Here is a 14532-nt window from a genome sequence, read left to right on the forward strand (position 1 = left end):
TAGTTAATATTATTGGTGTCTTCGCTAAGACAGGTACAGAATGACATAGGGGTGGGGACACATGGGGACAGAAATAAAACAGAAACAAATAAAAGAGTTACTGCAAAAGCTAAACCTCAGTATTAACAACTTTGCAGGGTTAGTTTATGAGGCTCTTTATGATGACAATAATGATGAAGCAGAGAAAAAGCTTGCAGAGAACATTAAGAAGCAACTACAGCGGAAAACAACCAAAGAGGAAGTTTTAGATTCATACCTTGATATATTGGTAGAGCTACCTAGTTATCAAGGCCTCAACCTTGATAAGGTTCGCAGCCAATATGTTAATCATAGCTGCTTAAATGATGACATTACGATGAGTATCACAGCACTTTCAGGTGAACTAGACAGCTAGCTCAACAACTCGTTCGACGACCAATTTTATAAGCAAAGGGGGTGGTCAACACCCCTTTGTCATTTCTATTAGGCTGATTGCTGATGAATTTGATAAATCTGCGCTTCTAGGTCACTAATGGCTTGCTCGTATTCTTGTTTGCCGCCAAAGCCTTTTTTAACGATCTCACTCAAATTGCCGTACTCGGTAAACGGTGCGACTTTAAGCACTTGCATGTTTTCAATTTCTTGCACGCCGACATCGGCATATTTTACCAGTAAATTTTGCAGTACGGCTTGTGCAGTGTCGGAATATTTAGTGAAGTAATTGCGCTTTTGCACATTGTTTGCACGATCTTTTCGAGTTAATGGGGGTTGGTCATACACCACGTGGCAAATCATGTCGAAAGGGTCCATGTCTTTACCCACTTCTTCCTCAAGTGCCGACCAAATAATGCCTTCTAGTGCCAGTTCATCAATCACCGCTTGTTTGCGATCTGATTCATTCCAGCGCTTAACAAACTCATCGAGTGAGCTAAACTGTTTCGCCATGGTTTTACGGGTGTAATCTTTAAAAGATTCGGTAACTAATTTGCCGTCACTGTCGTAATATTGCACTCGTTCAGCCACTTTGCTAACAGTAACACCTGACACGCGGTACTTATGGATTTTACGGGTTTCGCCTTCGTCCCATTCACCTTCATCAAAGCTACCATCGCCTTGGGGGTCGTTTATGTGCTCATCATCCTGATGTTCATCGCCCTGTTGGTTTTGATTATCATCGGCACCGTTTTCATTCGTAACCTCATCACCAACTGAGTCAATATCAACATTTTCATCTTCAATATCTTCAGGCGTCACTCTAATGATTTTTTCTGGTGTACCGTCAAAGCGTTCGTCGGCAAATAATTCGGTGGCCTTTTTAAAGTCGAGAATGGTGAACCACAGCTTGCCGTATCGGTCGTCAATGCGGGTGCCACGGCCAATAATCTGTTTAAATTTGGTCATCGACTGAATGTTTTGATCCAGCACCACTAACTTACAGGTTTTGGCATCTACCCCTGTAGACATTAATTCTGAGGTGGTGGCAATAACAGGATAAGCTTTTTTGGGATTGATGAAGTTGTCTAACTGCGCTTTGCCAAGCTCATCATCACCGGTTATTTTCATCACGTACTTTTCATTCTTGACCATTTGCTCAGGGTTGAGATTGGCAATAGCACGGCGCATGCGATCTGCGTGGTCAATATCGTTACAAAACACGATAGTTTTGGCCATCGGGTCGGTGCGTTTTAAGTAGTTGGTAATGGTTTCGGCAACTAATTGGGTGCGTTCATCAATCACCATGTTGCGATCGAAGTCTTTTTGATTATAAATTCTGTCTTCTATCACTTCACCGTTATTATCTATTTGACCTTTTGTGGGGCGCCAGCCTTGTAGATCGACATCAATATCTACCCGCACGACTTTGTAAGGAGCTAAGAAACCATCTTCAATGCCTTCTTTGAGTGAGTAGGTATAGACAGGCTCACCAAAGTAGTCGGAGTTTGATACTTGGTCAGTCTCTTTAGGGGTGGCGGTAAGGCCAACTTGAGCAGCGCTGCTGAAATATTCTAAAATTTCACGCCAGGCGCTGTCTTCTGAAGCGCTACCACGGTGGCACTCGTCGATAATGATTAGGTCGAAAAAGTCTGGGTCGACTTGTTTAAAGGCTTTTTGGCTTTCTTCTGGGCCGGTTAATGCTTGGTATAAGGCTAAATGAATTTCAAATGCAGGATCAACCGTGCGTCCAGTGATTTTGGTCATTGAAGTGCCAAAGGGCTGAAAATCGTTTATGCGGGTTTGGTCTACCAAAATGTTACGGTCGGCTAAAAACAAGATTCGTTTTTTAGCGCGAGACTTCCATAAACGCCAGATGATTTGAAATGCGGTATAGGTTTTACCCGTACCGGTCGCCATGACAAGTAACACGCGGTCTTTACCGGATGAAATAGCTTCAATGGTTTTATTAATGGCTTGCAGTTGATAATAACGAGGGTGCTTACCCGTGCCATCATCATGATATTCTTGATTGATAATAGGTAACTGGGTTTGGGTATAACCTTTCCACACGCAGTACTTAGTCCATAATTCTTGTGGTGATGGAAAGTCTTCTAAGCGGATCTCTGATTCAAGTTGGTTTTCTTCAGGTGTTTCTAACTTGGTTTTATCATGGAAGATAAAGCCATCGCCATTGGAGGCAAAAATAAAAGGCACTTCAAGTAAACGGGCATAATCTAGCCCCTGTTGCATGCCTTTACCCACTTCGTGCTTATTGGCTTTAGCCTCAATAACAGCCAGCGGCATACTGGGTTTGTGATACAGCACAATATCAGCAGACTTAACCGTTTTGCGCACACCCAATTGACCACGCACAATGACTTTACCGTCACGCAATTTCACCTCTTGGCGAATTTGCGACATATCATCCCACCCAGCATTTTTGATAGCTGGCATGATGTATTTAGAGATAATATCGGTTTCGGTAAGCTTGGCTTTATTGATACTCATACGAGATCTAGATCCTTCTAGCGCGATTGCAAACGGCAATAATATTCAGTTTGCCACAAAGCCTTAGTATCACCAATGATTACATGCAGATACAGAACTTAAATATGTAAAAACGTGATTTTGAGTAAACATTGAGATTGTTTGATGTTGAAGAAGAATCTTGATATGAAATTGCACTTAATATCGCTTCACCAGGTTATCTCATTAATAAAACGACACACGAGTATTGTGCTCTGGCTCATCTTTGAGTCTAAGACACAATACCAGTATGTTATTTACAGGGACCATCTATAAAAGAAGGGCAAACTAAACTGTCAGCGAAAATTAGATATTGTCTAACATACGACGTGATAGTGATGGCGGGAAATAAATTCAGTACTTCCCGCTCTGGTCTTAAGATGGCATGAGTGCATGCCATCTCTGTTTAGCGGTACAGCAAGACTTTAGTGTCCTGTAGCTGTTGGCGGAGTTTGAGACCATTCCTGCATAGCCTGGTCTCCTGGACGATCGATTTTAACTTTATCGCCCTCAATTGAAGTTACCCAGCTCAGCGGAATGTAATGGTGTTGACCGCTGTCATCTTTTTTCAGCTTGAGGGTATCGGTGCCCTCCATATGATCTACAGTAGCAAATTGACCATCTTCGGAGCAAAAAACAGGCATATCAGGTTGAATTTGGTTGGTTTGAATCATAGTTTCTCCTCAGGGCTCAGTACAAGCCCTTCTATTTATAAATGTGCAATCAGTCATCTGACAAGATTCACTAATCGGGATTGTCTTTGACTTTAACTACAATAATTGGTTACTTAATGTTTCTAATCGCACAGTAAAATCATACCGATAAAACCAAATGCAGTCTGTTCGACAACGAACAGACTGCATATCCAAATCCTCTGTTACCATTAATGGTCAACTCGAATAATACATCTGTTCGTCTATCGTTTTAGTTTGCCTGTTAGGTCGTTTTAATTTTATCGATTGTCACTAAAGTGAATAATTTCATCAACGTTTCAGTTGATGAAATTATAAATATTCAGAATATTTGTTTAACCATAACATTCTAAAATAGTTAGTTTTCTTCATCTAAGGTCATTAGCGACGTATTACCACCAGAAGCGGTTGTATCAATGCTAACGGTTTTTTCTGTTAATAAACGTTGAATGAGATTATCAAAATACTCTGAACTAATAACCGGTAAAATTGCGCCTTGACGCTCAGCTAGTCTGTCACTGATATAATGTTTTCGGTCACAATGACTATCAACAACAACTCCTGATAACGCCGGATGTGCCAACAAAGTGGTTAAATGACCTAACCGGGTAACTTGAAAAACATTCTCATCAGAACCTGCTGTAACGAACTTATCTCTAATGGCTAGCGCTTGATCATAAAATAAATCAGAAACCACCGAGATAACGGTATTTCCGGTTGCCAAAGCCGTTACGATAGAGAGCATCCAAAAATGGAAAGTTACATTTTTATCAGCAAAGCAGATGATATTACCGCGGTTTTCCAAATAGAGAATATTAGACTCACCTGTTGGACCTGGAAGTGTTGTTGGCTTTTGTAGGTGTTTTTCAACAGCCACTAATTGTGAATTAGCGGCTGTCAAAGTACGATTTAAGTCATCGGCTAAATCATCAATACTATCGATATTAGCTATTTCGACTAACATTTGACGAACAAAAACAATACGCTGATTTAGCTCGGTCATGCGCCAGATTTTTTCTGCTACATTCGCCCTATCCATCAATAATTCTGCTTCTGCTTTTGATCCCGCATCGCTCACTAAGGCATCGACTTGCGATGGCAATAAGTTAAATTTATCGGCATCAGGAGTGGCTTTTTCTTTCACTAAACGCGTTAAATAAAAGGGGCCACCCGCTTTTGGCCCTGTACCTGAAAGACCACGCCCCCCAAAAGGTTGCACCCCGACAATAGCGCCAATCATATTACGATTTATATATACATTACCTGCACGCGATAGTGTCGCCAAACGAATGGCTCGCTGTTCAATTCGGGTATGTATACCCATAGTTAAACCAAAACCGGTACCATTAATATCATCAATGACTTTTTCTATTTCATCGCCTTTAAAGCGAATAATATGCACACAGGGACCAAAGACTTCATGCTTGAGCACGCTAATATTGTCTATTTCATAAAGTCGCGGTGCAAAAAAGAAAGCTTCGTTTTGTGCTATTTCATTTTCTTCATTAGATATCGCACATTGGTACAATAGCTGACCATGAGTTTTCATATAATCACTGTGAGCATTGAGTGATTCTAGCGCTTTTTGATCAATGACAGGCCCCACATCAGTGCTCAGTTGTTCTGGATTACCCACATGCAATTCTGCTAATGCGCCTTTAAGCATTGTAATAACCGTATCAGCAATGTCTTCTTGCAAAAATAACACCCTGAGCGCAGAGCAACGCTGACCAGCAGACTGAAATCCTGAAGAAATAACATCATCAACCACTTGCTCTGGCAAAGCTGTGGAGTCAACTATCATGCAGTTTTGACCGCCCGTTTCAGCAATGAGAGGCACTTTTGCGCCGTCTCTATCAGCCAACGTTTGCGAAATCATAGTCGCTGTTTTAATTGACCCCGTAAAAATAACCGTTTGAATATGTGCATTAGGAATAATAATACTGCCTACTTCACTCCCCTTGGCAATAACCGCTTGTACAACCCCGTGAGGTAGTCCAGCAGACGCCATGAGTTCAATAGCGCGTAATGCGATTAAACTTGTTTGCTGGGCGGGTTTTGCCAACACCGTATTACCAGTTGCAACGGCTGCAGTTACTTGGCCGATGAATATTGCTAACGGGAAGTTCCAAGGGCTGATACATAACACCACCCCACGGGCTTCTAAACGATCATCTTCTGCAAGTTCAATCGCTTGTTGTGCATAATAACGACAAAAATCAACAGCCTCTCTGACTTCATCAATACCATCTTGAGTCGTTTTTCCCGCTTCCTTGATGCATAAGGCTATGAGCTCGTCCCTATGATGTTCGAGAATATCGCCGATACTGCATAATAAGGCTGCGCGCTCCGATACAGGCTTTTGTGACCATGAGGCAAACGCCGTTTGAGCTGTATCGATCATCGCGAGCATGTCATCTTTGCCATGATGTCGCTGGAAACCAATGATTTCACTTTGCTTTGCTGGGTTTCTAATGGCCACAGCCCCTTCTCGGATATCACTCTCACAGAACTGGTTAGCTTCAGCCCAGTTATCTAGTGATGTTTTTAACGGGGTAAGCATATTGATGTCGGTTAAATCTAGGCCCTTGGAGTTATCTCGACCCACACCATTTTCATCGTGGTATAACGCAATAGGTTTGATTATCTGGCCGTTATATTTGTCTGTTAAGCGAGTCATTTTTTCAACCGGGTCTTCAAGTAACGATTCGACCGGTTGAGACTCATCAATAATGGCATTAACAAAAGAAGAGTTAGCGCCATTTTCTAACAAACGACGGACTAAATAGGCGAGTAGCTCTTTATGAGGACCAACCGGTGCATAAACCCGACATTGAACATTTTCACTGGCAACAACTTGATCATATAAAGAACCACCCATGCCATATAGACATTGAAATTCAAAACTTGTTTTGTCATTGCCCGCCAGTTCAAGAATAGTCGCCACAGTATAAGCATTATGTGTAGCAAACTGTGGATAGAGAGTATCTCTATATTCGAGTAATTTTTTCGCACAGGCGAGGTAAGACACATCAGTAGAAGCCTTGCGAGTGAATACCGGAAAATGCTGATAGCCGCCTTTTTGAGTGTTTTTAATCTGAGTATCCCAGTAAGCACCTTTAACTAAACGCACCATCATTGTCCGGCCAACACGAACGGTTAACTCATGCAACCAATCAAGGATAAAAATAGCCCGCTTTTGATAAGCTTGCAGCGCCATCGAAAAGCCATTCCAACCCGCTAAATCGTCATCACTAAATACCGCCTCAATAACATCAAGGGATAAATCTAATCGCTCAGATTCTTCCGCATCAACCGTTAAACCAATATTGTATTTTTTAGCTTGCAAACAAAGCGCTTTAAGTTTGGGCACAGCTTCAGTCATTACCCGTTGTCTTTGCGCAAATTCGTAACGAGGATGGATAGCAGAAAGCTTAACTGAGATACCAGGAACCCTGCGAGGATCGTCCTTACCTGACGCGAGAGAAACCGCGCCAATAGTATCTATAGCAACTTGATAAGCTTTAAAATATTTATCCGCATCATCCATGGTGCGCGCACCCTCACCTAGCATATCGTAAGAATATACGAAGCCTTGCCGATCTTGTTTGGTAGCATGCTCTGTTGCAGCTTGAATCGTTTCGCCCATAACAAACTGCTCACCCATAATTTGCATGGCGTAGTTCATTGCTTTACGAATGACAGGCTCTCCTAAACGACCAATAATCTTTTTCAATAAATCAAAACTATCTTTTTCGCGCTCATCAGCATAATCAACCATAGTGCCGGTAACTAATAATCCCCAGGATGAGGCATTAACGAACAGTGAATCACTGCTGCCCAAATGACTTCGCCACTCACCTTGAGAAATTTTGTCGCTAATTAGGGCATCTTGAGTGTGTTTGTCTGGTACACGCAATAAGGCCTCGGCCAAACACATCAACACCACACCTTCTTCACTGGATAATGTGTATTCTGCGAGTAAGGCATCTACAGCACCGTTTCCTGACTCATCTCTACGTATTTTTAGTGATATTTTACGGGCTTTTTCCCACGCTCTGCTGGCAGCTTCAGGGTTAACCTTTGCTAACGGTAAAATATGCTCTACCGCAACACTTTCATCAATACGATAGAACTCGCGAATTTTCTGACGAATAGGAGAGTCCGAGATATTTGAATTATTAAAAAGCATGTGCTCACCTCAATATTAATAAATTGTATTTTGCAATGACTAGAGACATTTGATATCTAAGTGATACCTAAGATTTGATGACTAACGATTAAATTATACTGATATTTAGTTTTAGACTCTGTGCGTTAGCGTACTTTCGAGAATACGCTTGATAGTGGCTTTGTTTTCGATTTTAATGTTTGTATTCAAAATGTTAAAAAATATGAACACTGTGAATAACCTGTCATTCTTTTGCTAACGTCGCGGAGTTTTATTGCAGAGTCACATCAAGTTAAGGTCATAAAACCGATAAATTCGGCTTAGATTTGTTGAAATGTCGCATTGTCTATATATGGCTTGATGTGAATTCGCCGTTGTTGCCAAATTAACGCTAATTTGGTGGCTAAAATAACGTATAAAGTCAGCCACTAAACAGGCTTTGCTTACCAGAGGGAGCGCATTCTGCATAGTTTCTAATACGAAACCACTCAGCATGACGCTATGACTTTTGGTCTGAGGAGTATTGATGCTACAAATCGTCAATTTGTTTCATGTTACGTGCCAATAACCTTCCCTCTACCTCTTGAACCGACAATATATCGTTAAGAAATTCCGTCACGGAAGGTGCACAACTGCACTTTTGCAGATACTCAAATAGTCCGACAATATTTTTGTGATATTCAAGAGTGACAATCGCTATTTCATCCGTATCCATCTTTTCAAACGGATGCTCACCTTCAGTGTGAATTGAAATAGCGAGTTTTTCGTAGTAATGCCGACTATAAGTGTTAAGCGCACTGTTGTTACCACTGTCTTCGAACTTTTTCATTATCTGCGCCATTTTTTTTTCGTGCTCTGAAATGTACTTAAGCAGCAATCCAACTCTTACACTATCGCTTTTTAGTGCACAATTTGCTGCAAAATAGTGCAGTTCTTGGTGCATGTTTTTAGTCCATTGCATAACATCGTGAAGTGTTTCTATTTGCATATTATCCTCAAAATTGACGCGTTTAGATCACTTTGCTGTGCAAAGTGAAGCGCCTGCCTAGCATAAAAATAAAAAAATGGTAAAAAAATATCACCATCTGTGGCTTAAATTGCAATCACTTTGAACTCGTTCAGTCTATGCAACATTATGTATTGACTACATAAATAAGAGTTAGCGACCACAATTAACTCATGATGTTAATGCTCATCATACGTGTATTTTATTTTTCACTCTGTTCGCTGCCGCACTCAGCTTGGCATGAATATTTGTCTGATCTACATATTTAGAAACCTTACCGAGAATAGTATGACCCACATAAAGCCATTAGAATTATTGGTGTGGATTGGGCGATATCATCGAAGATGTCTACAGACTCATTGAAAAATATCCTGTTATCTTTGGATAGGACGAAGCTGAATGAGATGAACGCTTGGCTAGTAAATTCATTGTAAAGTCAGTGCGCAAAGTGTAATGGTTTAAGACAAAAAACCGACAAAAGCGCAAAGATAACACCTGAGCAACGGATTAAAGAGTTAGTACTCATGAGCTGCACTAAAATGAAAAAACTGTAGCCTACAATGCTGTATTGCTGATATGAGGAGAAAGCTTGTAAGAGAAGTTTGATGCCTATTTTTCATATAAGCACGATACTCAAATACAATAATTAGACTGAGTTGGTGATATTGATCTTAACGCCACCGTAGTACGTAATTAAGGTTCGTTGGTTACAGACTTTGCTTTAAACTACAAACACACGGTATAAGTACTATATACACATTACTTTTTAGGGAACAAGACCATGTACATGATAGTTAAGCACACCCACCTGACAATAATTGCGCTGACGTTTATATTTTTTATCATTAACTTTGTGTTGACGATGAAAGGCTCTGACAAGGTCAATAATAAACTGCTCAAGATCGGTCCTCATGTTTTGTATGCTCTGTTTATCTGCACCTTTGTTTACATGATTATCGTTAATCCATTGAACTTGTACCCGTTTGTGAACGGTTGGGCATCGTCTAAATTAGGTGGTTTTGTACTTTATGTACTCTCGATTACCTTTACGCTTAAATGGGCAAAATCAACGCTATGGCGCATTGTGGGTTTAATTAGTACGATATTTTGGTTATTGATGAGTGCACGATTGGGTTTTGCCCATCATCTTAAATCGAAAGGGATTGTTGATGATGCTAATGCTTATCTTGAGTTGGGACAGTCTATGTTAACAGGCATTTGTTAGATAATGTCGAGTAAAGTGGCTAATTAACTTTAGCCACTATTGGTCCATCGTGTTGATTCATTCGGTGTTTATTCCAGCGGCAACATGGCCCCTTATACGCACACCTTAGAATAAAAATCTCGCTTTATCTCATTCCATGTTCTACGCAATAGCCGCTTTATTGACTCTAAGTCAATAGGCGCATTTTGCTTATCGTCGCCCTAGCCTACTGGCATCTGCCTAATTAAGCGATTTGAGGTATTAGGCTTTCAAACTGGTCAATTGGTATCGGTCTACTGAACAAGTAACCTTGAAAATTACGGCACCCTTGGCTGATTAAATATTGCTGTTGTTGTTCAGTTTCTACACCTTCTGCAATTACACTTAAACCTAAGCTCTGTGCCATCGAAATAATGGTCTTAACAATGGTTTTATCGTTACTATCAACACATAGTTCACGCACAAATGACTGATCGATCTTAAGCTGATGTAATGGGAGTTTTTTGAGATATTGTAACGATGAATAACCGGTACCAAAATCGTCTAACGAAAACTGGATACCTATAGCCGCTAAAGTATTCATTTTTTCGATAATGGTTTGAATATTATTTAACAGTACACTTTCAGTTAATTCAATTTTAAGTAATTTAGGATTAACACTATATTTATCAATACTTTTTTTGATTATGTCGACAAAATCGGCTTTATGGAATTGTTTGGCGCTGACATTGATAGATAATGATAATCCTGTTGTATTAACATGTTGCTGCCAGGCATTGAGTTGCCTACAGGCCGAATCAATAACCCACTGTCCTATTTCGATAATCATGCCGGTTTCTTCTACCAACGGGATAAATTCTAAGGGGGACACTATGCCACGCTGTGGATGGTTCCAACGGATAAGTGCTTCGGCGCCCACGGGGGTGTTTGAGCTGTCGACTTGTACTTGGTAATACAATTGGAATTGATTATGTTCTAGTGCAATGAGTAAATCGCGTTCAAGCACCACTCTATTGATAATGCTGATTTCCATTTTAGGGTCAAAAAAGCAGACAAGGTTTCGACCTGATTTTTTGGCTTGATACATGGAAATATCAGCTTGTTTGAGTAACTCATCTGGGGTGGTATTATTGCCGAGAAACAAAGTCGCACCAATACTAGTACTGGTCGAATAACTATGGCCTACTATATTGTAAGGCTGGTTAATGGTATCTAAAATAGCCGTGGCAATCGCTTTTATCTGTGTGGCGGCAACAAAAGCATTAGAATGAATGCCTTCTAATATGATCACAAACTCATCACCGCCAAAGCGAGTGACTGTATCACCTTCACGGATAATATTGATAAGTCGATTGGCCACTTGTTGCAATAACAGGTCACCAATATCATGTCCTAGGGTGTCGTTGAGTGTTTTAAAATTATCCAGATCAAGAAATAATATCGCACCATAATACTGATTCCGATCACTAAATATTAATGCTTGTTTTAACCTATCATCTAATAACCGCCGATTGGGTAATTTCGTTAGCGGGTCAAAGTAGGCTAGTCGCTCTATTTGAATAGCATCTTCTTTTTGCTTGCTGATGTCTTGAACCATTGCCAGAACATAATCAATACTGCCATCATTTTTACGCACACAACGCACGACTAACATGGTAGGGATCACTTTGCCTGTTCTGCTAATAAAACGTTTTTCTAAACTATAGCCATCAATTTCATTGGCAAGTAACCTGGTGAATTGGGCTTCATCAGCCTCTAAATCATTAGGGTAGGTTAAATCATTCCATGTTAATTTTTTCAGTTGCTCTTCGGTGTATTCCAGCATCTTACACAAACAAGGATTGATACTGATCAAGCCTTTATCTGGTGACGTAACCGTTAAACCGACCAAATCTAAAGAATAAAATGAGGCTAATTGAGATTCCCTTAATGCCAAGCTATCCAGCATTTGATCAAATTGTTTAGCAAGTAACGAAGCTTCATCAGTTCCCTTCATGTTGACACGTAAATGAGTGGCGCCAGTTTGGACTTTGTCGGCTACTTTTTGAATGATATACAAACGACGAGTTAAATAACGACTGGCTAAGGTGGTGATTAATACACCAAGTAAAATGGCAGTAAGTGCATAAAAGAAACTGTTTATTTTTATTTGGTTAATTTCTTCTAAGTAAGCGCGTCTATCTAAATCAATCACCACCCAGCCAATTTCTCGATCCGCTAAAACAATGGCTTTAGTCACATCAATACTACTATCAGAATAATGTATCTGTTGCAGATCATTGTCTTGGTTGAATGCATCGATATACAAACCCACTTTAGTCAAATCTGTATGTGCCAACACTTGGCCACGTAAATCGATGACGATAGCTTGCTTTAAGTTAGGGTATTTTGAGACACCATTGACGATTTCCTGCAGACCGCTGACATCTCGCGAGGCAACCCAAATAGCAGACGAAGTCGCTAAAGTATCTGCAAGGGCAATAGCTTGATCTTTATATTGTTCAACTTTAATTTTTTGTTGGCGATGAGTGGTATCCCAGACAAATAATCCCATCATCAAAGTGATGATGAGCGTCATGCCAATCATCATTTGTCGGCGCAATGTGCCTAATAGAATACGTTGCAATTTTTTAATCATTGATTGAGCTTTCCACTGGACGCACTTTACTCTCAAAATTATTTATATAGCTGCGTACAACATCGTAATCAGCATCTTCCGCCTGAGTAAATCTAGCGGTTTCCATACCGAGCATAATCGCCTTACCTTCTGGTGAGTCTGCTAAAGTAATCAGTAAATGTTGTATTTTTTGACTAATCTCTTTAGGAAAGTCATCACGTACCATAACTGAGTTATTGATTAAAGATGGTGTTTGCCAAATGACTTTAAGCTGGTTTGCTTTTTCTGGGTGATCTTTTTGAAATAATCGCCAAGGAAGTGGCCAAGTTGCTGCTGCAGCTACCTTACCAAGATATGCATTCATGATTGAAGACTCTTGTGAACCCACATAGATATTATCAAGATCTTGGTTAATATCGATTCCATTAGTGTACAAAAAATACTGTGGCATAATTGTCGCAGCAAGCGCTGTTTGTGCAGGATAACTCACTCTTTTACCCTTGAGCTCAATTGGTTTTTGGATATTATTGTCTTTTCTTACGATAAAAATCCCTTTGAAATCATCAGCATCACCAGCCATGGCAATCACTCGATATCCGTTGTCCCTAGCCTGCAAGGTCTGCCATGGATTAGGCAGTAATAAATCTGGCTTTCTGTCGCGGATTTTTTGTTCATAGGAGGCATAATCGATTGATGCTTCGAGTTCAATATCAATCTCAGGGATTTTCTGATTGATATAATCAATCAGCGGTTGATAAGCTTCGAATAACTTTTGCGGATTGTGTAAAGGGTGAATCGCAAATCGATAGGTTAACGCGGTATTATTACTAGGCGAACGACTGTACTGCAGGGCTTTTTCTGTAGCGGGTTGTTCGCAAGCGAATAGCAAAATGATAATTAAGGTAAAGAGATATTTTTTCATAAAAAATCAATTTGTTATTGTCGTAATAATGATAGTAGTTTTATATTTGAAAAAAGTCACTTTCTGGATACATTATATTAACTTAACCACGAATAATTTAGCCGTTTGATATCAACTCAAAGAGCTTTACTTCGTAAGCAATTAATTTACCGCGTCTATTATCAGCTATACTGCCCTACCCGTTACATGTACGTATTTAAGCGATGTTAACAATACCATGGATATCAAAGGAACCTGCATCTCATCAACTGAAGATGAGCACGGCCCCATTTATGTTTATCAAACAAAAAATAGCCGTATTCTTAGCTTCGATGGGAAAATCTATCAAAGCTGCATGAAACTCAATGATATAAATGGATTACATCTTGGTTATACCCAAGCCATGATGAGCGGATTATTGTTTCTTCCGACAGTGAACATCGCCACTATTATGGGGCTGGGGGCGGGATCGATGGCAAAGTGTTTACTCAATAGTTTCGTTAATATAAACGTCCATGCGGTTGAATACCGCGAAGCGGTAGTCAATGCCGCCAAAGATTACTTTTATTTACCCGATACCCATCGCATCGTTACTCATATAGACGATGCAGTCCATCACATTAAATATACTACTGTCCAAAGTGATGTTATTTTTTCAGATTTGTATAACTCACAAGGCATGGAACCTAACCAAGTGCAGTCATCCTACTTACGGGATTGTAAAAATGCACTTAATGAAAATGGCGTTTTAGTACTCAATATTTGGCATACATCGGTAGAACTTCGACAAGAGTTAGATGCATTACTTGCGCTAGAATTTGAACATCGCTTAATCAGTTTCGAAGTTGACAGTGGCAACAGGATCATTCTGGCATTCAAAAATGCCATACCCCAAATAGAAACTGAACAACTCATGCGTAATGCTCAAATATTGCAACAACAAATCAATATTCCAATGGCGCGTTATGCCGAATTAATCTTAAATACTCAAGCTCAATAAA

9 protein-coding genes are annotated in these 14532 nt (G+C 40.1%); 3 read left to right on the forward strand and 6 right to left on the reverse strand.

Annotation, left to right across the window (positions count from 1 at the left end; translation table 11 throughout):
• Nucleotides 1–61: 61 nt before the first annotated feature.
• Entirely contained in the window at nucleotides 62–394 is a 333-nt protein-coding gene (locus H5123_RS06255; RefSeq protein WP_182697369.1) for an elongation factor Ts, read from the forward strand.
• Between the two features lie 68 nt (nucleotides 395–462).
• On the opposite strand, the gene hsdR is transcribed toward H5123_RS06255, so the two are convergent.
• The 4 genes from hsdR to H5123_RS06275 all read right to left on the reverse strand — a co-directional run bounded on the left by hsdR (nucleotide 463) and on the right by H5123_RS06275 (nucleotide 8791).
• Nucleotides 463–2922: an EcoAI/FtnUII family type I restriction enzme subunit R gene (hsdR, locus tag H5123_RS06260; RefSeq protein ID WP_182697370.1), complete on the reverse strand. Its 2460-nt coding sequence runs from the start codon at nucleotides 2920–2922 to the stop codon at nucleotides 463–465.
• A 443-nt stretch (nucleotides 2923–3365) separates the two neighbouring features.
• On the reverse strand, nucleotides 3366–3614 hold the full coding sequence (locus H5123_RS06265) for a DUF2171 domain-containing protein (RefSeq protein WP_182697371.1): 249 nt from the start codon (nucleotides 3612–3614) through the stop codon (nucleotides 3366–3368).
• Nucleotides 3615–3990: 376 nt separating this feature from the next.
• Nucleotides 3991–7824 carry a bifunctional proline dehydrogenase/L-glutamate gamma-semialdehyde dehydrogenase PutA gene (gene putA, locus H5123_RS06270; protein ID WP_182697372.1) on the reverse strand — a complete coding sequence of 1278 codons (3834 nt, stop codon included), beginning with the start codon at nucleotides 7822–7824 and terminating at the stop codon, nucleotides 3991–3993.
• A gap of 508 nt (nucleotides 7825–8332) precedes the next feature.
• Nucleotides 8333–8791 (reverse strand): hypothetical protein, encoded by a 459-nt coding sequence (locus H5123_RS06275; RefSeq protein ID WP_182697373.1) that lies wholly within the window; start codon nucleotides 8789–8791, stop codon nucleotides 8333–8335.
• Nucleotides 8792–9596: 805 nt separating this feature from the next.
• On the opposite strand from H5123_RS06275, the gene H5123_RS06280 reads away from it, so the two are divergent.
• The gene (locus H5123_RS06280; protein WP_259395599.1) at nucleotides 9597–10034 is read left to right on the forward strand and encodes a SirB2 family protein; all 438 of its coding nucleotides are present in this window, start codon (nucleotides 9597–9599) and stop codon (nucleotides 10032–10034) included.
• Nucleotides 10035–10257: 223 nt separating this feature from the next.
• Here H5123_RS06280 and H5123_RS06285 read toward each other — a convergent pair whose 3' ends face one another.
• Nucleotides 10258–12651 (reverse strand): EAL domain-containing protein, encoded by a 2394-nt coding sequence (locus H5123_RS06285; RefSeq protein ID WP_182697375.1) that lies wholly within the window; start codon nucleotides 12649–12651, stop codon nucleotides 10258–10260.
• A complete protein-coding gene (locus tag H5123_RS06290) occupies nucleotides 12644–13552 on the reverse strand; it encodes a phosphate/phosphite/phosphonate ABC transporter substrate-binding protein (RefSeq protein ID WP_182697376.1) in 909 nt (302 codons plus the stop codon). The genes H5123_RS06285 and H5123_RS06290 overlap by 8 nt, the downstream gene beginning before the upstream one ends.
• A gap of 217 nt (nucleotides 13553–13769) precedes the next feature.
• Between H5123_RS06290 and H5123_RS06295 the strand changes: the two genes are divergently transcribed.
• Entirely contained in the window at nucleotides 13770–14531 is a 762-nt protein-coding gene (locus H5123_RS06295; RefSeq protein ID WP_124014886.1) for a spermidine synthase, read from the forward strand.
• Nucleotide 14532 lies beyond the last annotated feature (1 nt).

The organism is Shewanella sp. SR43-4 (assembly GCF_014163845.1).
GTDB classification, from domain to species: domain Bacteria; phylum Pseudomonadota; class Gammaproteobacteria; order Enterobacterales; family Shewanellaceae; genus Shewanella; species Shewanella vesiculosa.

Excerpts from the sequence above, each read along its gene's own strand:
- H5123_RS06255 (WP_182697369.1), top strand. The coding sequence starts at position 62 with ATGGGGACAGAAATAAAACAGAAACAAATAAAAGAGTTACTGCAAAAG.
- hsdR (WP_182697370.1), bottom strand. The coding sequence starts at position 2,922 with ATGAGTATCAATAAAGCCAAGCTTACCGAAACCGATATTATCTCTAAA.
- H5123_RS06265 (WP_182697371.1), bottom strand. The coding sequence starts at position 3,614 with ATGATTCAAACCAACCAAATTCAACCTGATATGCCTGTTTTTTGCTCC.
- putA (WP_182697372.1), bottom strand. The coding sequence starts at position 7,824 with ATGCTTTTTAATAATTCAAATATCTCGGACTCTCCTATTCGTCAGAAA.
- H5123_RS06275 (WP_182697373.1), bottom strand. The coding sequence starts at position 8,791 with ATGCAAATAGAAACACTTCACGATGTTATGCAATGGACTAAAAACATG.
- H5123_RS06280 (WP_259395599.1), top strand. The coding sequence starts at position 9,597 with ATGATAGTTAAGCACACCCACCTGACAATAATTGCGCTGACGTTTATA.
- H5123_RS06285 (WP_182697375.1), bottom strand. The coding sequence starts at position 12,651 with ATGATTAAAAAATTGCAACGTATTCTATTAGGCACATTGCGCCGACAA.
- H5123_RS06290 (WP_182697376.1), bottom strand. The coding sequence starts at position 13,552 with ATGAAAAAATATCTCTTTACCTTAATTATCATTTTGCTATTCGCTTGC.
- H5123_RS06295 (WP_124014886.1), top strand. The coding sequence starts at position 13,770 with ATGGATATCAAAGGAACCTGCATCTCATCAACTGAAGATGAGCACGGC.